Genomic DNA, 18,978 nt, shown 5'->3' on the forward strand with positions numbered 1-18,978 from the left:
GGCCGCAGCCAGCAGGTTGTTCCTTCACAGCCTGTGGACCGAACGGCGCGCCACGGCAAGCCGCGCCTGCGCGCATCGGCTTCGCAGGCGCCGACCAGGCCTCACGAAACGCACCGGCCGGTCCGATCTGGCCCACCCCGGCCGGGCCGGGTTCGCGAACGCGGACCTGGGCTATGCTGGGCGCAGCCAGATCTCGGGAGGGAATGGCGGACCCGGCGACGCAGCCCCGGCGTGGGGCGAACGACTGCCGGGCCCGGCCAGCGACGCAGCCATGGAGCGCCTGCGCTACAGCATCGAACGCCTGGATGGCAGCGCGGACATCCTGTCCCGCACCCAGTTGGATGTCGGCCGCTACCGGCTGGGGCGCTCCGCCGAGTGCGAGATCCGCCTGGACATCGCCGGCATTTCGCGCCAGCACCTGGAGATCGAGGTGTTCCCCGATGGCGGCCTCGCGCTGCGCGACCTGGGATCGACCAACGGTTGTCGCGTCGATGGCCGGCCGGTCTCGGCGCTGGCCCTGGCCGGCGATTTCGAACTCGACCTCGGCGCCGCGCGGCTGCGCCTGCGGGAGCACACCCCCGGCATCGATGCATTGGCCTTCGTCATGCCGGGCGAAGACGAGCAGACCGCCCCCCGGCCGGCCACGCTTGCCCCGGGGCAGACCCGCGCACTCGCCCTGTTCGACCAGCTTCGCGAGGCTGCACTGGCCGCCCTGCCGGACGGCATGCTGCTGGCCGGTCCGCTTTCCCGGGTGCTGCAGGAATGGTTGTCCCCCCTGTCGGCCAGCGGCCTGCGCCTCGCCGACAGCGAGGGCAGGGTCCTGGCCCAGGCGGGCGAGGCCGCGACATGGGAGGTCGTGGTCATGACCGGTGACTGGCAACTCGCCGCCGATGCCGGATCCGCGGCCCGCCTGCGAACGGTGTCGACGCGCCTGGTCGCCGTGCTGTCCTGGTTGCCGGCCGCCTGTGGCGTCGGCGCCGCAGGTCCGGCATCGGCGGCGGACGCGTTGTCGGGCGCGCCGGGCACGGCCAATCCGGCGATGCGTACCGTGCTGGAGACCGCTGCGCGCGCCGCACGCAGCCGGGTGGCGATCCTGCTGCGTGGCGAAACCGGCGTGGGCAAGGAGGTGCTGGCGCGCTGGATCCATTCCGCGTCGCCGCGAGGCGCGGGCGCCTTCGTGGCGGTCAACTGCGCCGCCCTGCCCCGGGACCTGCTGGAGGCGGAACTGTTCGGCGTCGAGAAGGGCGCTGCGACCGGCGTCGAGGCCCGGCCAGGCCTGCTCGAACGGGCCGACGGTGGCACCCTGTTCCTGGATGAGCTGGGCGACATGCCCCTGGAAACCCAGGTCCGGCTGTTGCGCGCGCTCGAGGACGGTCGGGTGATGCGGGTCGGCGGCCGGCAACAGGTCGAGGTCGATGTCCGCCTGCTGGCGGCCACCCATCAGGACCTGGCCCAGGCCATAGCCGAGCGGCGGTTCCGGCTCGATCTCTACCATCGCGTCGCCGGCATCGAACTGCAGATCCCGCCCCTGCGCGAGCGACCGGAGGACATCGCCACGCTTGCGATCGGCTTCTTCGCACGCGCGGTCCGGGCCGCGACGGTCCGCAGTCCGGGCATCGGTGCCGAAGCGCTGCTGTGCCTGCAGCGGTGGCACTGGCCGGGAAACGTCCGGGAGCTGCGCCAGGCCATCGAGGGCGCGGTCGCCATGCTGGCACCGGGCGAGGCGCTCAGCCGCCAGCATCTGCCCACGGCACTGCGCGGCGAGGGGCCGCGGGCCAGCGACCTGACCCTGGCAGCGGCACTCGCCCGCGCCGAGCACGGCGCTCTGTTGCAGGCATTGGCGGTGGCCGGCGGCGACCACCGTCGTGCCCGCGATCTCCTGGGCATCGGCAAGACCACGTTCTACAAGCTGCTGCGCAGTCACGGCCTGTCGCGACAGGGGGACCCCGATGACGACTGAGCAGCCGACCGAGCGACTCGAGCGGCAGGCGCTGACCCAGCTCGCCGAAGGACTGGCATCCGGCCTTTCCGGCGATCCGTCGCAGATGGTCGGCAGCCGGTTCGGTCGCTACCGCGTGCTTGGCCTGCTCGGCAGTGGCGGCATGGGCGCCGTCTACCTGGCCGAACAGACCGAGCCGGTGCAGCGTCGGGTCGCCATCAAGCTGGTCGCCGGACGCCGTCTGGACGGCGATCGGCTGGCGCTGTTCGCGCTCGAGCGCCAGGCGTTGGCGCACATGGCGCATCCGGCGATCGCCCAGGTGTTCGACGCTGGCGCCACCGCCACTGGCGTGCCCTACCTGGTGATGGAGTTCGTCGAGGGCCAGACCCTGTCGGACTGGCTGGTCCGCGAACGGCCGTCGATTCCGCAGTGCGTCGCCCTGCTGCGCGACGCCTGCCTGGGCGTCGCGCACGCCCACCGTCGCGGCATCGTCCACTGCGACCTCAAGCCCGGAAACATCCTGGTCACCCGCATCGACGGCCAGCCACGCCCGAAGATCATCGATTTCGGCATCGCCCGCGGCCCCGGCCATGTTTCGCTGGCGGGCGACGGCAGCGGTACCCCGGGTTACATGAGCCCGGAGCAGGCCGGCGATTCCCGCCGCATCGATACCCGCAGCGACGTCTACAGCCTGGGTCTGGTCCTCTATGAGGCCATCGCCGGCCGGCGCTGGCACGATGTCGAGGGCCTGACAGGGCTCGGCACCGACGACATGCGTCGACGCATCGAGGCGGCCGGTCCGGCACGACTGGCCGCCGCCGGGAACCGCCCGCACTTGCCCGCCGTGCGCGCGCGCGAGCTGGGCGAAATCATCGCGCGGGCCACGGCGACCGCGCCGGAGCAGCGCTATCAGGGCGCCGAGGCGCTCGCCGCCGACCTGCAGCGCTGGTTGGAGCATGCGCCGGTCGAGGCGATGGCCGGCGGCGCGCTCTACAGGCTGCGCTGCCTGGCGCGGCGCAACGCGTTGGCGACGACGCTGGCGGTGCTCGCCACGCTGGCCCTGGCGCTGGGCGTCGCCGGCCTGTATGGCGGCCTGCGCGAAGCGGAGCGCCAGGCAGCCGTGGCCAGCGCGCGGGGACAGGATCTCGAGCAGGTGGTGGCGTTCCAGCAGCGCCTCCTGGGCGGCCTGGACGTGCGACGGTTCGCGTCCGGTTGGGTTGAGGGCCTGGTCGAACGCGCGGCGCAGGCCGCCAGCGACGAGCGGCGGATCGCGCCGGAGGATCTGCGTGCGGCGCTGGCTGCCCTGCCGGTCGTCGACGTGTCGCGCCAGACCCTGCTGCAGGCGGTGCTGCAACCGGCGGCCGAGGTCATCGCCGGGCAGTACGCGGATCAGCCGCGGGTGCAGGCGGCCCTGCGCGCGTCGCTGGGTCGGACCCTGCTGGATCTCGCCCTGTTCTCCCAGTCCCTGGAGCAGCTCGAACTCGCCGCCGCGCAGCTGGACGCCGATGGCGCCGGCAACAGCCGGCAACGACTGCGGATCGAGCTCGATCGCGCCTCCGCGGAGCGCGGCCGCGGCGACCTCCAGCAGGCGCTGTCGCGCCTGCTGCCGCTCCCGGCCCAGGTTGCCGCCCTGCCCCCCGGACCGCCCGACACCCTGTTGCCGGAAACCGAGCTGATGCTGTCGGCCGTCCTCAGCGACCTGAACCGGCTCGACGAGGCGCGCGGCCACGCCGAGCAGGCAGCGGCCCGCTTCCGGGAGGTCGGCGAACTCGGTCGCGCCCTGCAGACCGAGGCCCACCTCCTGCTCAACGAGATCACCCTGCAGGGACGCTGCGATCTGGACCTGCGGAAACGCATGCACGACTCCATGGCGGAGGCCGAAACCGCGGGACTGCCGCCCCGGCAGCGTGCGCTCACCTACCAGGCCCTGGGCAACTGCGACCTGTCCAGGGGCGCCTCGCGCAGCGCGGCGACCAGCTTCGAGGCCGCCTACCAGGCGATCCGCGAGCACAGCGGCGAGGACGATCCCAACACCCAGTACATGCGCGCCACCGCCCTGTTCCTGGCGGTCGAGTCGGGCCGCCTGGATGATGCCGTCCAGGCGGCGCTGGCCGACGCCGCCGAGCGCGGCGAGCGCCTGACCGGTCCGACCACGGTGTTCGCGGTGCTGCCCCGGATCGGGCTGGCGGAGCTGCATTCGCGCCGCGGCGAACACACGCTCGCCCTGGCCGGCCACGAGGAACTGGCCACGCGCCTCGGCGGCGACGATGTGCGCGGCGCAGTTCGCTACCTCAGTCAGGCCTACCAGGGCACCGCCCTGTTCCGGGCGGATCGGGCATCTGCAGGATCCGGCGCGCTGGCCGAGGCCGAGGCCACCTGCGAACAGGCCCACGGCCAGGACAACTCCACCTGCCTGGGATTCCGCCTGGCGCGCCTGCAGAAGGCGTTCGAGGCCGACCCGACCTCGGTGCCGCTGGAGCAACTGTCGACCTTGCGCGGCGACGCCCATCGCGTGTTCGCCGAAGGGCACGTCTATCGGCTGTTGGCGGACTGGCTGCTCGTCCAGGCACTGCAGGGCGGTGGTCGCAGCGCCGAGGCGGATCGCCTGCGCGACACCAGCCTGCGCCCGGCGCTGGACCGGCTCGATGCGCGCGAGTTCGGCAACGACGAGGCGCGGGCGCTGGACGCCATCCGCCGGGATCTCGCCCGCCGTTGAGCCTCGCCCCGGATATCTCGCGAGGCCGCCAGGATCGCATCGTGGTGCGGGCAGCGGACCGTTGGGCAATGAAGGCGCATTCGAGTCAGCGTCGATCCGGCCGACGGCGGCAGACCGCGCCATGGCGCGCAGATCGGCAGCCGCAGCAGCGGCCCCAGGAAACAGCCGGCTGCGAGCGCTACCGGATCAGGGGCCGGCCGCCCTGTCCGGCAGGCCCTTCTCCAGCTCGATGAAGTGCAGGTCGTCGCGAAGCGGCACGCCGAAACGCGCCTGCCCGTAGGGGAAGGGATGGCTGCGCCCAGTGTCTGCGTAGCCGCGGCGCAGATACCAGGAGATCAGGCTGTCGCGCAGCCAGATCACCTTCATACGCATGCGCCGGGCATCGAAATCCTGCCAGGCGCGCCGCTCCGCCTCCGCCAGCAGGGCGTCGCCGATGCCCTGGCCCTGCAGTCCCGGCGCCACCGCGAACAGACCGAACCAGCAGTCATCGCCCTCGCGCGCGATGTGGCAACAGCCGACCGGCATGCCCTGCCGGTGCGCGAGCAGCACGGCCTGCCCGCCCGCCAGCATCGCCGCGACCGCCTCGGCGTCGGTGCGCTGGCCATCGAGGAAGTCGGCTTCGGTGGTCCAGCCTGCGCGGCTGGCCTCGCCGCGATAGGCCGAATGCGCCAGCGCGACGACGGCCCCGATGTCATCGGGCGTCGCGTATCGGACATCCAGGCCGCCGACCTGCGGAAGCCACTCGGGCAATCGGTACCGCCAGTCGTACTCCATGTAGCAGGCGGTCGCCGCGGCCACCGTCTCGCCGGCCAGGCGCGCCACCACGTGCAGGGCGGCGTCGATACCGGCGCTGATTCCGGCCGCGCAGACCAGCGGACCGTCGCTGGTGTAGCGCACGCCGCGCACCAGGGTCGCCCCGGCGACCTGGCCCAGCTCGTCCCAGGCCTGGTGATGGGTGGTGAAGCGCCGACCCGCCAGCAGTCCGGCGGCAGCCATCGCGCGCGCGCCCGTGCAGACCGACAACACCGCCTCGGCAGTGCCTGCGCGGGCGCGCAGCCAGTCCAGCCAGGCCGGATCGCCCGCGACCCGGCGGCTGCCGCTGCCGCCCGGCACGATCAGCACCTGGGCAGGCGATACCTCGTCCCGGCCGGCGTCGGCGAACACCTGCAGGCCGTTGACGGCGATCACCGGGCCGGGCCGCTCCGCCACCAGCCGCACCTCGAACAGGTCGTGTCCGTGCAGTTCCGAAGCCACCGAGAACACCTCGAACGGCCCGGCAAAGTCGAGCACCTCGACGTCTGGATAGACCAGCAGGGCGACGCGCCGCCTCATGCCAGCAGCGATCGCGCCCGTTCCAGGGCCTCGGCCAGGGCGTCGACCTCGGCCTCGGTGTTGTAGAAGGCCAGCGAGGCACGGCAGGTGGCCGGAACCCCGAAACGCCGCATGAGCGGGTGCGTGCAGTGGTGCCCGGAGCGCACCGCGATGCCGTCGAGGTCGATCAGGGTGGCGACATCCTGGGCCTGGGCGCCGTCCACGACGAAGGAGAATACCGGCACCCGCTCGGCGGCATCGGCCCCGATCAGGCGCAGGCCGGGAACCCGGGACAGGCAACGTCGGGCATGGGCGCCGAGTTCGCGCTCGCGATCGGCGATGGCCTCCATGCCGATGCCCGCCAGGTAGCCGGCCGCCGCGCCAAGACCGATCAGCCCGGCGATGTTCGGGGTGCCTGCCTCGAACCGGTGGGGCGGATCGGCGTAGGTGCTGCCCTCGAAGCGCACCTCGCGGATCATTTCGCCGCCGCCCATGAACGGTGGCATCGCGGCGAGCAGCTCCGGGCGCCCCCAAAGGGCGCCGCTGCCGGTGGGGCCGAACATCTTGTGGCCGGTGATGACGTAGAAATCGCAGCCGATCGCCTGGACGTCGACCGGCAGATGCGGCGCCGCCTGGGAGCCGTCGACCAGCGTCGGCACGCCGCGCTCGCGTGCCATCGCGCACAGCGCCCGCGCCGGGTTGACGGTGCCCAGGGCGTTGGAGACATGCACGAACGCGAACAGCCGGACGTCCGGGGTCAGGAGCGCCGGCAGCGCGTCCATGTCGAGTTCGCCGGCATCGGTCACCGGCACCACCTTCAGGTGCGCTCCGGCGCGCTCGCAGGCCAACTGCCAGGGCACGATGTTGGCGTGGTGCTCCATGCCGGTCAGCAGCACGGCGTCGCCAGGCCGCAGGTGGCTGCTGCCCCAGCTGTGCGCCACCAGGTTGATCGCCTCGGTGGTGCCGCGGGTCAGCACGACGCCCTCGCGCGAGGGCGCGTTGAGGAACGCTGCCAGGACGTCGCGGACGGCCTCGTAGGCGGCGGTGGCCTCGCTGCCGAGCGTGTGCACGGCACGCGAGACGTTGGCGTTGTACTCCCGGTAGTAGCGGTCCATGGCCACCAGCACCGGCTCCGGGCGCTGCGCGGTGTTGGCATTGTCCAGATAGACCAGCGGCTTGCCGTGGACCCGGCGGCCCAGCGCGGGGAAGTCGGCGCGCAGCCGTCGCCAGTCGGGCCCCGTGGCGACTGCCGGGTTCGCGCTCATGCAGCCGCCGCCTGGCCGGTCAGGGCAGCCAGGCGCCCCGGCACCGGCCAGTCGCCGGCGAAACCGGCCAGCGCTTCAGCGGCGAAGGCACGGACCAGCAGGGCGCGCGCGGCCTCGGCGTCGATGCCTCGGCTGCGCAGGTAGAACAGTGCCAGGGGATCGAGCTGGCCGATGGTGGCGCCGTGCGCGCAGCGCACATCGTCGGCGTGGATTTCCAGGACCGGCTTGACGTCGATCTCCGCCTGGGACGAGCCCAGCAGGCTCTTGCACTCCAGCCGCGCGTCGGTGCCATCGGCACCGGTGGCGACCAGGATCTGGCCGTCGAACACTGCGCGCGCGCGGTCGTCGGCCAGCGCACGCCAGGTGGTGGTGCTGGAACAGTCCGGCGCGAGGTGGCGCAGGCGCATTTGCACGTCGGCGTGCTGGCGGCCGGCAAGCACGAAGGCGCCACCCAGTTCGGCACTGGCGCCCGCACCCGCGAGATCGACGGCCAGCTCATGGCGGGACGGCGCCGCGCCGGCGTCGAGCGCCTGCAGGCGCAGGCGGGCACCAGCGGCCAGCGTGATCCCGGTGCGCAACAGCAGCGACAGGCCCGGCGCCGGCGCGTTCACGAACGCAAGGTCCAGTTCGGCGCCCTGCGCCAGCGAAATGGCGCTCGCCACCGTGGCCAGGGCCGGCGTGCCGGCGCCGTCGAAATCGAAGAGGATGCGCGCCCTGGACCCGGCGCCAAGCTCGATGCGGTGCCGCAGGTGCCAGGCGCGATCGTCCGCACCGGCGCCCGACCGGTGCGCGATCACCAGCCAGTCGCCGGCATCGCCGTCGGCGTCGAGCCGCAGGTCGGCGCCGTCGATGGCGAAAGCCCGATTGAGATGGTCGAAGACGTCGGCGGCTGCATCTCCTGGCGGCGGCGCGCCGGTGTCCACCCGGAAGCCCGGTTGCGCTCCGGACACGCCGTTTCCTGTGCACCGGCCATCGCGGAACAGCAGGGTCCTGGCCGGCACCGGCTCCGGGGGGGCGAGCGAGGCCGGGCGTGGCGTGCGCTCACCCAGGGCATGCAGGGAGGTGTAGCGCCAGTGTTCCTGGCGGCGCGCCGGCCAGGCGGCGGCGCGCGCCGCTTCCAGCGCCTGGCGCCTGGCCGGCTGGTCGGCCGGCAGGTCGGCGGAATCGAGCGCCTGCTGCAGCGGCGTGGCCATCAGGCAGCCCCGCGAACCTTGCGCTCGGCGACCCAGGCGTAGCCGTGCGCCTCGAGTTCGCCGGCCAGCGTGTGATCGCCGGATTCGACGATGCGGCCATCGGCCAGCACATGCACCCGGTCGGGCACCACGTAGTCCAGCAGACGCTGGTAGTGGGTGATCAGCACGAAGCCGCGCGCCGGCGACCGCAGGGCATTGACGCCCTCGGCCACCTGCCGCAGGGCATCGATGTCGAGCCCGGAGTCGGTCTCGTCAAGGATCGCCAGCGCCGGCTCCAGCACCGCCATCTGGAAGATCTCGTTGCGCTTCTTCTCGCCGCCGGAGAAGCCGCTGTTGACGCCGCGGTGCAGCAGGTCGTCCGGCAACGACAGGATCTTGAGGCGGTCGCGCACGCGCTTGAGGAACTGCACCGAGTCGAGTTCCGGCTCGCCGCGCGCCTTTCGCTGGGCGTTGTAGGCGGCGCGCAGGAAATAGGTGTTGTTGACGCCCGGAATCTCCACCGGGTACTGGAAGGCCAGGAACACGCCCGCCGCGGCGCGCGCTTCCGGCGGCATTTCCAGCAGGTCGACGCCGTTGAAGCGCACCGAACCGGCGGTCACCTCATACCCCTCCCGACCGGCCAGCACTGCCGCCAGGGTGCTCTTGCCGGCGCCGTTCGGGCCCATGATGGCGTGCACCTCGCCCGGCAGGACGACGAGGTCCAGGCCCTTGAGGATGGCCTTGCCGGCCACCGAAACGTGCAGGTTGTCGATCTTCAGCATGTCTGTCCGGGCTTTCAGTCGAGGTAGCAGGCGAGGTCGGCGGGTACGGGCAGCGAACGCAAGGCGCCTACGTCGGCACCGCCGGTGTTGCCGCGCGGCACCCACAGCAGGGTCTTGGTGAGCGCCGCCGGGATGCGCATGGCCTGTCCGAGCAGTTCGCGCGGGTCGCGGCGACGCCAGCCGATGGCGAACATGGCCAGATGCGCGCGGGTATGCGCCCAGGTGTTGCGCTGCCCGATCACGTGGGCGCGTTCGAAATGGCGGAAGGCGACGTCGAGGTCGCCGGCGGTCGAAGCGGCACGGCCGGCCGCCATCTCGGACTGCCAGGCGCGGCGGGCGTCGGGGCGCAGCCTCACCCCACCGCCCCTTCCAGCGACACCTCGAGCAGGCGCTTGGCCTCGACCGCGAACTCCATCGGCAGCTCCCGGAACACCTCGCGACAGAAGCCGTCGACGATCATCGACACCGCGTCCTCCTCGCCGATGCCGCGCGCGCGACAGTAGAACAGCTGGTCCTCCGAGATCTTCGAGGTGGTCGCCTCATGCTCGACGATCGCGTCCGGGTGGCGGACCTCGATGTACGGGAAGGTGTGTGCGCCGCACTGCTTGCCGATCAGCAGCGAGTCGCACTGCGTATGGTTGCGGGCGCCGGCCGCAGTCGGCTGGACCTTCACGAGTCCGCGGTAGGTCTGCTGGCCGCGCCCGGCGGAGATGCCCTTGGCGACGATCTTGCTGCGCGTGTTGCGGCCCAGGTGGATCATCTTGGTACCGGTATCGGCCTGCTGACGGTGGTGGGTCAGGGCCACCGAGTAGAACTCGCCCACCGACTCCTCGCCGAGCAGCACGCAACTGGGGTACTTCCAGGTGATCGCCGAGCCGGTCTCCACCTGGGTCCAGGAGATCTTCGAGCGCACGCCGCGGCAGGCACCGCGCTTGGTGACGAAGTTGTAGATGCCGCCGACGCCGTTCTCGTCGCCGGGATACCAGTTCTGCACGGTCGAGTACTTGATCTGCGCGCGGTCCAGGGCGACCAGTTCGACAACGGCGGCGTGCAGCTGGTTCTCGTCGCGCATCGGCGCCGTGCAACCCTCGAGATAGGAGACGTGGCTGTCTTCCTCCGCGATGATCAGGGTGCGCTCGAACTGGCCGGTGTCGCGGGCGTTGATGCGGAAGTACGTGGACAGCTCCATCGGGCAGCGCACGCCGCGCGGAATGAACACGAAGCTGCCATCCGAGAACACCGCCGAGTTGAGCGCGGCGAAGTAGTTGTCGGTGTGCGGCACCACGGTGCCCAGGTAGCTGCGGACCAGTTCCGGATGTTCGCGAACGGCCTCCGAGAACGAGCAGAAGATCACGCCTGCCTCGGCGAGTTCCTTGCGGAACGTGGTGCCGACCGAGACCGAATCGAACACGGCGTCGACCGCAACGCCCGCCAGCCGCGCCCGCTCGTGCAGGGGCACGCCGAGCTTGTCGAAGGTCTCCAGCAGCTTGGGATCGACCTCGTCCAGCGACTTGGGCCGGTTCTTGAGGTTCGGCGCCGCGTAGTAGCTGACCGCCTGGAAATCGATGGGCGCGATGTCCAGCTTGGCCCAGTCGGGCATCGGCAGCATCAGCCAGTGGCGGAAAGCCTGCAGCCGCCACTGCGTCAGCCACTCCGGCTCGCCCTTCTTGGCCGAGATCAGGCGCACCACGTCCTCGTCGAGCCCCGGGGGGACGATGTCGGACTCGATGTCGGTGACGAAGCCGGCGCTGTAGCGCTGGCCAAGCCGGTCGGCGATCTGTTGGGGGGTGGCTGCCATCGTGGGTTCCTGGGCGCGCGGTCAGGCGAGGCGGATGGAGATTTCGCGGGAGTGCCGTGCGCCGGGTGCAGGCATGGCAAGCATCTGCGCAAGACTGAGCTCGCGCAGCCCACGCTCGATCGCGTCGGAAACGCGCTGCCAGGGCCCACGGACCCCGCAATGCGCCTCGTGGCTGCACTGCCCGGCGTGGACCGCGCATTCGGTCACCCCGATCGGACCGTCGATGGCCTCGACGATGCGCGCCACGGCGATGCGCTCCGGCGGCAGGGCCAGGCGATAGCCACCTGCTGCGCCGCGCTGGGACTCGACCAGGCCGGCGCCGGCCAGCATCTTCAGCACCTTGCTGGCGGTCGGCAACTCCAGGCGCGCGGCCTCGGCCAGTTCGCCAGCCGTCCGCAGGCGTTCCGGCGCGTCGGCCATCAGGCCGAGCAGCACGGTCGCGTAGTCGGTGAGCTTGCTTACCCTGAGCATGGCTGGCGCCTCGACGCTGGGGCGAAAACCGCAAATCGGACCGGAATTGTACTGATTGACCGGCCGGCCCGCCAGCGGCCAGCCTGAACGGCATCGCGGCGCAGCCAGGACAGCGTCTGCGCCGGGCTGGCGGCCACCGTTGGAGCGCTGGCCGCAATCAGCGGCGATGGACGGCCGCTCGGCGATGCGACTGCACACGCCATTGATTTGCCGCGAGCCCGTGCGTAGATGCGTCGGACGGGCGACTCCGGCGACCACCTGAATCGTCCTTTTCCCCATGCTGTTAGGATCGGCCCGCCACCGCGCCATCAGGTGCGGCTGGCCGGACGACATCGACCACAGACAACTTTCCAGGAGGGAACCGATGGCCGCATCCAAGCTTGTGGGACTGGTACTGCTCGTGCTGGGCGGAATCCTGCTGTATTTCGGCTTCACCGCCACCGAGAGCATCGGGGAGCGGGTCGTCGAGGGCGTCACCGGGCGCTACACCGATCAGACCATGTGGTACCTGATCGGTGGCGGCGTCAGCGCGGCGGCGGGCCTCGGCCTGCTGTTGTTCGGCCGCAAGTAGGTTCTTGCGCCGGGGCGTCCGCCGGGCCGCGATACGCACGCGATCGGAGGCCCGGCCCGCCAGCCGGGCACGGAGCGGCGGCCGGCCTCCGGGGCGCGTTACTGGAAGCCGTTCGCGAACAGCGGATCGGCGTCCACCACGGCGCCGATCGTCGGCGGGGCCTGTCCGGGCCGCGTCCGTTCGCTGCCCGGCGCCATCGCCGCCCGCTGCGGCGGCAGGAACTGCGGCAGCAGGGTCGGCGCGGGGAACGGCCAGGCGGGTGGACTGGTCGGGTTGCCGTTGCCGGCGCCATTCAGGGGGCTTGCCGCCCCTGGGCGGTAGTCGTGCGCCGCCGGCGCGACGAATCCCGGCGAGGCGCCGGTCAGCATGCCCGTCCACTCCGGTGGCACCACCGTCGCGGCTGCATTGATCCAGTTGTTGCTGCCCGCCACCCTGCGCCCGCCGGCCGCCCACACCGCCTCGACAGTGCGCTCGATACGCAGCTCGCCCGGGCTGCTGCGCCAGATCACGTTGTTGTGCGCCTCCACCGACTCGATGCCCTCGAAGAGCCGGAGCACCGTGGTCGGGTTGCTGCTGCCGGTCACCACGATGGTGTTGTTGACCAGCCGGTAGCGGCCCCGGCTCTCGCCGGTGCCGTCGCCGCCGAGGCGGATCACAGCGCCGAAAGGATTCAGCGGCGAGGAATGGACGATGACGTTGCCAAGCACCTCGGAATCCTCGCGCACCAGACCGACGCTCCAGCCCGGCAACTGCGTGAACTGGTCGGGCCCGATCAGCTCGATCTCGTGGAACCAGGCGCCCTCGAACCAGTTGTAGTGGATCTCGTTGCGCTCGTGCCGGCTCTTGAGCAGGTTGCCGCCGTTGCCCGAATGCACGTAGTTGAAGCGCATCCGGAACACGCTGCCCGGATTGCTCACCTCGTCGCTCTGGATGTAGAGGGCGTGCTGGCTGGAACCGGCACCGGCGTTGCGGATTTCGCTGTACTCAAGAGTCAGGTTGCCCGAATACAGGTCGCTGCTGAGGATGCCCTGGGCCGGGCAGTCGCGGACCAGCAGATCGCGCAACACCACGTCCCGGGCGTTCACGAACACGCACCTGGAGGTGCCGCCGGTGATCTCGAAGCCCTCAAGGACGACATGGTCGGCGCGCCGGAACTCGATGCTGTTGCCGCCGCCGGCGAGCACCGCCCGCTGGCCACCGGCGCCGCGCAACCCGATCACCCGGATCGGCGCTGCGGCGGTGCCGGACTGGCGCAGGATCACGCCGCCGGAATAGCTGCCCGGATCGACCAGCACGCGGTCGCCTGGCTGCAGGGTCACCGCGGCGGTGAGCGCCTGGAGCGTGGCATACGGCCGTCCCGGCCCGACGTGGAAATCGGCCGCCCGGGCCGGAGCGCACAGCGCAAGGACGGCCACCGCCGCCAGCAAGCGGATCGACATCAGACACCCCCTGTGTCCATTGTGGACCGCCACCCTAGCCCCGGTGCGGCCGGATTTCCGCGACAGCGGTCATGATCGGCGCCCGGCATTCCGGGCGGGAGCGCCCACAGCGCAGCTGCGCGGCGACCGGGCCGAGGGCAAGGACACGCCCCGCCGAAGCAAGCGCACGCTCCTCACAGGACCAGGCGATCCCGTCGGAACCCAGGTGTCGCCCCCTGGCCTGACGCGGGCGGACCCGCCAGCCTCCGGGGCCGGTTTCGCCCTGCGCCTGCGGCCTGTGGAATCACGACCGTCGCGGCCGATCGTCAAGTCGGCCCTTCCGGCACTCGCCCGGAGGGGCGACCGGCCGGTCGAGCGCGTTCCCAGCCGCTGCGCCGGCCGACCAGCTCTGGCCGCAACCGGCCAGCTGTCATTCGACAGCCTGCCGGTCTTGGCGGGTCGGCCTCGCGGATTCGTAGTACAGCGCCCTGAACCCGGTGACGAACCGGGCGGCAGGGCCGTCCAACTGGCCGATCAGCTCCAGCTCGGGCGTGAACCAGGCCGGCGCCTGGGTTCGGCTGCCGACCAGGAGATTTCCTGCGTCGTCGACATGAATGTCGTCGCCGTACCAGAAATAGGTCTGTGCGACCAACCGGTTGCTGGTGCCCTGGAAGGCGAGCAGACGGAAGAAGAAGCCCGAGTAGCCGCCCATGGTCACGTAGGTGCGGTCGGTGGCTGCCGAGTAGGCCACGTCGCGGATGCCGACCATCCTTGGGTTGACGACACCCGTGAGCCCATCCGGATCGTCTATGTTCGTGAACGCGTGGATGAATGCGCCACCGGGCGTCCGGCGGTAGAGCGTGGAATCCGCACCGACCAGGAGTTCACCGTTGGGCAGGACATCGAGGCCATATGCCGGATCGGCGACCAGGCGTCGCCCAGATCGGGTCGTCTGGTTGAACTCGTAGATGCCACCGGACGTTCCGACGTAGAAGACGTGGCGGTCCGGCGCGAACGCGATCTTGCCGAGACTGAGGTTGCCGGCGCTCCAGGCGCCGTTTCCGAACCGCGCCATCAACTGGCCATCCGGCCCCAGCACCTCGACCGTGGTCAGCAAGGGGCCCTGCGTGCCCGCTCTTACGACGTACAACAGGCCGTCCGGACCGATCGCCAGGCCACGGACGTCGTGGTTGCTGCCCCAGGGCAGACTCGCGACCAGGACGCCCGCGTCGTCGTAGGCATTGATCGCGGTTTCGCTGGTGCTGTAGTGAAAGTCAGGATGCAGCTGGAAGGCCCGCAGGCCAGGCGCAACCAGCCAGAGCGCGGCAAGCAACGCGATCGACATGCGGCGTCGGGCCATGTTCTCCTCCCATGCGGACCCATGCATGGTAGTGGTCATGTGGATCCGAAACCACCGGATCCAGCCGTGCCGGCGGCCGAGACGACCGTCCGGCCCGGTGCATCCGGATCGCTGCGGGAACGTCGCAGGATCCGGGGCATGCCGCGACGCCCTGCACGCCCCACGACCGGGGGCACGACCCGACCCGGCATCCGGGCTAGACTGCCGCCCCGCCCTGTGGTCGCCGACAATCCCGCATCCATGCCAGAGTCCCCCGATCGCGCCGAGGCCCGCCTGCAGTTCGTGCATCGCCACTGTGGCGATGCCGCGCGCGTGGAGCCGGCGTCCTCGGATGCCAGCTTCCGCAGCTACTGGAGGGTCCAGGGCGCGGCCGGCGGCAGCCGGATCCTGATGGACGCGCCCCCCCCGCAGGAGGATGTCCGCCCATGGCTCGACGTCGCCCGCCGACTGCGCGCCGCTGGCGTCCATGCGCCCACGGTGCACGCCCAGGATGTCGAGCTTGGCTTCCTGCTGCTGGAGGACCTGGGCGAGCGCCTCTACCTGGCGGCCTTGACCGATGCCACCGTAGGCAGGCTCTACGGCGACGCACTCGAGGCGCTGTGGCGGATGCAGCGCGGCGGCGCCACCCACGGGCTGTCCGACTACGACGAGACACGGCTGGTGGCCGAGATGGCGCTGATGCCGACGTGGTTCCTGCACCGCCACCTCGGCGCCGATCCGGACGGCTTCGACCACAAGGCGATCGACGATGCCTTCGCGCGCCTGGCGGGCAATGCCCTGGACCAGCCCCAGGTGTTCGTGCACCGCGACTTCCACTCCCGCAACCTGCTGGTGACCGGCCAGGACAACCCGGGCGTCATCGATTTCCAGGACGCCGTACGCGGTCCGATCACCTACGACCTGGTCTCTCTGCTGCGCGATTGCTACGTGGCATGGCCGGCGCAGCGGGTCGATGCCTGGGTGGAACAGTACCGGCAACGACTGGTCGAGGGCGGAGCGACGGACGCGGATCCGCGGCGCTTCCGGCGCTGGTTCGACCTCATGGGCCTGCAACGGCATCTGAAGGTTCTCGGCATCTTCTGCCGTCTGTGGTACCGGGACGGCAAGTCCGGCTACCTCGGCGACCTGCCCCTGGTCTGGCGCTATTGCCTGGACGTCATGGACCAGTACCCCGAGTTCGCGGAGCTTCGCGAGCAGATGGCCGGCGCCATCGGCCGCCGAGACCTGACCCGGCCCGCGTCTTCGCCCCCGCAATCGCCATCGCCATGAAGGCGATGGTGTTCGCCGCCGGTCGTGGCGAGCGCATGCGACCGCTCACCGACACGGTGCCCAAGCCGCTGCTCGCGGTAGCCGGCAGGCCGCTGGTCGTCTGGCATCTGGAGAAGCTGGCCGCACGAGGCATCCGGGACGTGGTTATCAACCTGTCGCATCTGGCATCCGTGGTACGCACGGCGCTGGGCGACGGCGGCCGTTGGGGACTGAGAATCGCCTACAGCGATGAGGGACCCCTGCCGCTCGAGACCGGTGGCGGTCTTCTGCAGGCCCTTCCGATGCTCGGTGGCGAACCCTTCTTGTTGGTCAACGCCGATGTCTGGAGCGACGTCGATTACGGCAGCCTTCCGGACGAACCCTCCGGATTGGCCAACCTGGTCCTGGTCGACAATCCGGATCACCACGCCGCAGGCGACTTCTGGCTGACCGCGGATGACCAGGTTCTGGACGACTCCCCGCCCGAGGGCGCGAAGCGCCTCACCTACGCCGGGGTGGGCGTCTACCGGCCGGAGATCCTGCAGGGTTGGCGCGCCGTGATCGGCCACGCGCCCGGGGCGCGCGACATGCCGCCGAGGTTTCCGCTCGCGCCGTTGCTGCGCGCGGCGATGCGCAAGGGCCAGGTATCGGGCCGCCACCATGCCGGCCGCTGGTGCGATGTCGGCACCCCCGGTCGCCTGGCCAGCCTGGACCGGCTGCTGACAGGCCTGTCCTGACGCCTCTGCCCCCGGCGGGGTTTCATCCCCGGGGCGCCGTCCGCAACGCTGGCGATCGTGTGTTCGTGGCCAGCCCGCTGCGGGCTCGAGACCATTGACCGGCAGGTGTGAATTACCGGAACCCGCAGTTTTTAATCGCAGGTTCATGCACGGCCCTCGTTCTTGACGCCCTCTGGACGAAATCGCCGCATCCCGGCTGAACGCTTCACCAAGCTTGCACAAGCGGCCTTTTGCGGGCAGTCAGCTAGGTGAATCCAGGGCCGAACAGGGACCGCCGGACCCCTTCCCGGAGCCTGCCGACCTGCCTAGTTTTGATCCCGGCCCCGCCCGGGAGAAAGACGATGACGCGCCCCACGCTTCGAGCCCTTTGCCTGCTGATGACCCTGTTCGCGCCTGCAGCGGTCCTCGCCCAGGTCACGCCCAACCTGTTCCTGACGGTCGGACCTGGCGAGCCCGAGCCCGGACCCGGCCTGCTGTCCAGCCACATTGTCGAGGTCGACCTTTCGATCGTCCGCGCCGCACCGGTGCTGCTGGTCAACGCGCCGGGCTACCTGAGGGTAGCGATGCGCACGTCCTTCGAGGAACGCGACGACGGGTTCCGATGGGCCGGTCGCATCGACGCCGGCAACGAGGTGGTGATCACCGCGCAGCGGGGCCACCTTCATGTCTGGTTCGGAGGCGTCGACGGCCGCTGGCATGTCCATCCCCGCGGCGCCGCACTCCGACTGTCCGAGGTCGACACCAGTTTCGACTTCCCCCACGACCAGATCGTCGATCCGCCCGCCCCGCCTGTGAATCCCGACCTCCCGCCGACGCATCCCAAGAGCGGCCCGGGGACCGTCGAGGGCGGCATGGTCCACATCGATTTCTGGATCCTCTACACCCAGGCTGCGCGCGACGGGGCTGGCGGCGAGAACGAGATACAGGCGTTTGCCCAGCACCTGATCGACGTCAGCAACCAGGCCCTTGCCAACAGCGGCATCGACGAGGTTCGTTACCGCCTGCGCCGCGCGTCCATGGCCAACATCCCGGACGGGCTGAGCGCGAACGACACGCTGCTCTCGCTTCGCGGGTTGCCCGGTCTTGCACAGATGCGCACCGCCTATGGCGCCGATGCGGTGGTGCTGCTGGCGGAAAACTTCAGCGACTGGTCGGCTGGGGTCGCCTATATCCAGCGCAATCCCGGGCCGGCCTTCGCCGAGAACGCGCTCGCCGTGGTCTCCCGCCACTGGACGCAGTCCAGCCCGGTGTTCACCCACGAGACCGGCCATCTGCTCGGCATGGAGCACGACCCCGACACGGCCGGCCTGCCGCCGGGCGCCTCCGCATTCCCCTGGGCTCACGGCCACCGGTCGGCGGTCGGCGACGATCCGCCACCGGAGCCCGGCTTCCACACCATCATGGCGTATCATCACATCAACTGCGGAACCCCTTGTTCGAGCGTGCTGTATTTCTCCAACCCCGATATCGAGATCGACCTGGCCGGTACCCCGACCCCGGTGGGTGTCAGCGGCGAGCGCGACAACGCCCGGGTGGCGCGTGAGGTGGCGGCCATCAATGCCGCGTTCCGCGACGAGACCGACGCACTGATGGTGGGCGGCTTCGACTATGCCCTGTGATGTCCTGACCTTGTGACCGGCGCGGCATCGACGCTTGCAGGCAACCCGCCCACCCTCCGGGTCGAAGCGTTCCCGAGAGAGGACCGCCTGTCGCCCGGCCAGCCGCTGATCGTCGATCTCAGGGTCGAGAATCGGTCGTCCGCCGACCTCGCCCAGGTGCTGGTCGCCAGCGGCAGCTTCACCCTGACCTCGGGCGTCGGTGCGACCGGCATCGGCTGCACGCTGGAAATCTCCACGACCACGCCCCTGCCGCCATTGCCGCCGCGCCCGCCGCTGTTCGCCTTCACCTGGCAGGCCGGGCCACTGGCCGCCGGTGAGTCGGCGAACTGCACGGCGCATCTGCCGGGCACGCTGCATCCCGGAACCGAAACCATCGGAATGGCGAGCCTGGCGGCCGGCGTGCTGCAGCAGCATCCGGGCTTTTCCTATGTGATCGTCGCACCGCCGCTGCCGGTGCCCGGGCCGACCGCGCCTTTCCTGCCGCTGCTCGCACTGGCGATGCTGGCTGCCGCGCTCGCCGCGTTCGCCCGTCCCCGTTCCGGCTGAATCCGCTTGCCCGCAGCGCCGCAGG

Annotated in this window: 16 protein-coding genes; 7 read left to right on the forward strand and 9 right to left on the reverse strand. The window is 70.9% G+C overall.

Annotated features, from left to right (window positions below; translation table 11 throughout):
- Nucleotides 1-271: 271 nt before the first annotated feature.
- Both KF823_06290 and KF823_06295 read left to right on the forward strand, forming a co-directional pair.
- Nucleotides 272-1,960: a sigma 54-interacting transcriptional regulator gene (locus KF823_06290; protein ID MBX3725510.1), complete on the forward strand. Its 1,689-nt coding sequence runs from the start codon at nt 272-274 to the stop codon at nt 1,958-1,960.
- The gene (locus tag KF823_06295) at nt 1,950-4,655 is read left to right on the forward strand and encodes a serine/threonine protein kinase (GenBank protein MBX3725511.1); all 2,706 of its coding nucleotides are present in this window, start codon (nt 1,950-1,952) and stop codon (nt 4,653-4,655) included. Before KF823_06290 ends, KF823_06295 begins: the two co-directional genes overlap by 11 nt.
- A gap of 186 nt (nt 4,656-4,841) precedes the next feature.
- On the opposite strand, the gene KF823_06300 is transcribed toward KF823_06295, so the two are convergent.
- From KF823_06300 to KF823_06330, 7 genes are read right to left on the reverse strand one after another with little or no spacing between them, the layout of a single operon-like run.
- Nucleotides 4,842-5,987, reverse strand: a complete 1,146-nt coding sequence (locus tag KF823_06300) for a GNAT family N-acetyltransferase (GenBank protein MBX3725512.1) — start codon at nt 5,985-5,987, stop codon at nt 4,842-4,844.
- Nucleotides 5,984-7,231 carry a cysteine desulfurase gene (locus KF823_06305; protein MBX3725513.1) on the reverse strand — a complete coding sequence of 416 codons (1,248 nt, stop codon included), beginning with the start codon at nt 7,229-7,231 and terminating at the stop codon, nt 5,984-5,986. Before KF823_06305 ends, KF823_06300 begins: the two co-directional genes overlap by 4 nt.
- On the reverse strand, nt 7,228-8,424 hold the full coding sequence (gene sufD, locus KF823_06310) for a Fe-S cluster assembly protein SufD (GenBank protein MBX3725514.1): 1,197 nt from the start codon (nt 8,422-8,424) through the stop codon (nt 7,228-7,230). The genes KF823_06305 and sufD overlap by 4 nt, the downstream gene beginning before the upstream one ends.
- Nucleotides 8,424-9,185: a Fe-S cluster assembly ATPase SufC gene (sufC, locus tag KF823_06315; protein ID MBX3725515.1), complete on the reverse strand. Its 762-nt coding sequence runs from the start codon at nt 9,183-9,185 to the stop codon at nt 8,424-8,426. The genes sufD and sufC overlap by 1 nt, the downstream gene beginning before the upstream one ends.
- 14 nt (nt 9,186-9,199) lie before the next feature.
- On the reverse strand, nt 9,200-9,541 hold the full coding sequence (locus KF823_06320) for a DUF3703 domain-containing protein (protein MBX3725516.1): 342 nt from the start codon (nt 9,539-9,541) through the stop codon (nt 9,200-9,202).
- Entirely contained in the window at nt 9,538-10,983 is a 1,446-nt protein-coding gene (gene sufB / locus KF823_06325; protein MBX3725517.1) for a Fe-S cluster assembly protein SufB, read from the reverse strand. The genes KF823_06320 and sufB overlap by 4 nt, the downstream gene beginning before the upstream one ends.
- A 21-nt stretch (nt 10,984-11,004) precedes the next feature.
- A complete protein-coding gene (locus KF823_06330; protein ID MBX3725518.1) occupies nt 11,005-11,454 on the reverse strand; it encodes an SUF system Fe-S cluster assembly regulator in 450 nt (149 codons plus the stop codon).
- A 364-nt stretch (nt 11,455-11,818) separates the two neighbouring features.
- On the opposite strand from KF823_06330, the gene KF823_06335 reads away from it, so the two are divergent.
- On the forward strand, nt 11,819-12,025 hold the full coding sequence (locus KF823_06335; GenBank protein ID MBX3725519.1) for a DUF3185 family protein: 207 nt from the start codon (nt 11,819-11,821) through the stop codon (nt 12,023-12,025).
- Between the two features lie 98 nt (nt 12,026-12,123).
- Here KF823_06335 and KF823_06340 read toward each other — a convergent pair whose 3' ends face one another.
- Together KF823_06340 and KF823_06345 are read right to left on the reverse strand one after the other, a co-directional pair.
- Nucleotides 12,124-13,464: a hypothetical protein gene (locus KF823_06340; GenBank protein MBX3725520.1), complete on the reverse strand. Its 1,341-nt coding sequence runs from the start codon at nt 13,462-13,464 to the stop codon at nt 12,124-12,126.
- 409 nt (nt 13,465-13,873) lie between these two features.
- Nucleotides 13,874-14,803 carry a hypothetical protein gene (locus tag KF823_06345; protein ID MBX3725521.1) on the reverse strand — a complete coding sequence of 310 codons (930 nt, stop codon included), beginning with the start codon at nt 14,801-14,803 and terminating at the stop codon, nt 13,874-13,876.
- Between the two features lie 240 nt (nt 14,804-15,043).
- Here KF823_06345 and KF823_06350 point away from each other — a divergent pair, with 240 nt between their 5' ends.
- From KF823_06350 to KF823_06365, 4 genes are all read left to right on the forward strand, one after another.
- Nucleotides 15,044-16,072, forward strand: coding sequence for a phosphotransferase (locus KF823_06350; GenBank protein ID MBX3725522.1), 1,029 nt, complete (start codon nt 15,044-15,046; stop codon nt 16,070-16,072).
- On the forward strand, nt 16,069-16,788 hold the full coding sequence (locus KF823_06355; GenBank protein MBX3725523.1) for a nucleotidyltransferase family protein: 720 nt from the start codon (nt 16,069-16,071) through the stop codon (nt 16,786-16,788). Before KF823_06350 ends, KF823_06355 begins: the two co-directional genes overlap by 4 nt.
- A gap of 341 nt (nt 16,789-17,129) precedes the next feature.
- A complete protein-coding gene (locus tag KF823_06360; protein ID MBX3725524.1) occupies nt 17,130-18,407 on the forward strand; it encodes a hypothetical protein in 1,278 nt (425 codons plus the stop codon).
- A 12-nt stretch (nt 18,408-18,419) separates the two neighbouring features.
- The gene (locus KF823_06365; protein MBX3725525.1) at nt 18,420-18,953 is read left to right on the forward strand and encodes a hypothetical protein; all 534 of its coding nucleotides are present in this window, start codon (nt 18,420-18,422) and stop codon (nt 18,951-18,953) included.
- Nucleotides 18,954-18,978: the final 25 nt, after the last annotated feature.

Source organism: Lysobacterales bacterium, from assembly GCA_019634735.1.
Lineage (GTDB): Bacteria > Pseudomonadota > Gammaproteobacteria > Xanthomonadales > UBA2363 > Pseudofulvimonas.

Excerpts from the sequence above, each read along its gene's own strand:
- KF823_06290 (MBX3725510.1), top strand. The coding sequence starts at position 272 with ATGGAGCGCCTGCGCTACAGCATCGAACGCCTGGATGGCAGCGCGGAC.
- KF823_06295 (MBX3725511.1), top strand. The coding sequence starts at position 1,950 with ATGACGACTGAGCAGCCGACCGAGCGACTCGAGCGGCAGGCGCTGACC.
- KF823_06300 (MBX3725512.1), bottom strand. The coding sequence starts at position 5,987 with ATGAGGCGGCGCGTCGCCCTGCTGGTCTATCCAGACGTCGAGGTGCTC.
- KF823_06305 (MBX3725513.1), bottom strand. The coding sequence starts at position 7,231 with ATGAGCGCGAACCCGGCAGTCGCCACGGGGCCCGACTGGCGACGGCTG.
- sufD (MBX3725514.1), bottom strand. The coding sequence starts at position 8,424 with ATGGCCACGCCGCTGCAGCAGGCGCTCGATTCCGCCGACCTGCCGGCC.
- sufC (MBX3725515.1), bottom strand. The coding sequence starts at position 9,185 with ATGCTGAAGATCGACAACCTGCACGTTTCGGTGGCCGGCAAGGCCATC.
- sufB (MBX3725517.1), bottom strand. The coding sequence starts at position 10,983 with ATGGCAGCCACCCCCCAACAGATCGCCGACCGGCTTGGCCAGCGCTAC.
- KF823_06330 (MBX3725518.1), bottom strand. The coding sequence starts at position 11,454 with ATGCTCAGGGTAAGCAAGCTCACCGACTACGCGACCGTGCTGCTCGGC.
- KF823_06335 (MBX3725519.1), top strand. The coding sequence starts at position 11,819 with ATGGCCGCATCCAAGCTTGTGGGACTGGTACTGCTCGTGCTGGGCGGA.
- KF823_06340 (MBX3725520.1), bottom strand. The coding sequence starts at position 13,464 with ATGTCGATCCGCTTGCTGGCGGCGGTGGCCGTCCTTGCGCTGTGCGCT.
- KF823_06345 (MBX3725521.1), bottom strand. The coding sequence starts at position 14,803 with ATGGCCCGACGCCGCATGTCGATCGCGTTGCTTGCCGCGCTCTGGCTG.
- KF823_06350 (MBX3725522.1), top strand. The coding sequence starts at position 15,044 with ATGCCAGAGTCCCCCGATCGCGCCGAGGCCCGCCTGCAGTTCGTGCAT.
- KF823_06355 (MBX3725523.1), top strand. The coding sequence starts at position 16,069 with ATGAAGGCGATGGTGTTCGCCGCCGGTCGTGGCGAGCGCATGCGACCG.
- KF823_06360 (MBX3725524.1), top strand. The coding sequence starts at position 17,130 with ATGACGCGCCCCACGCTTCGAGCCCTTTGCCTGCTGATGACCCTGTTC.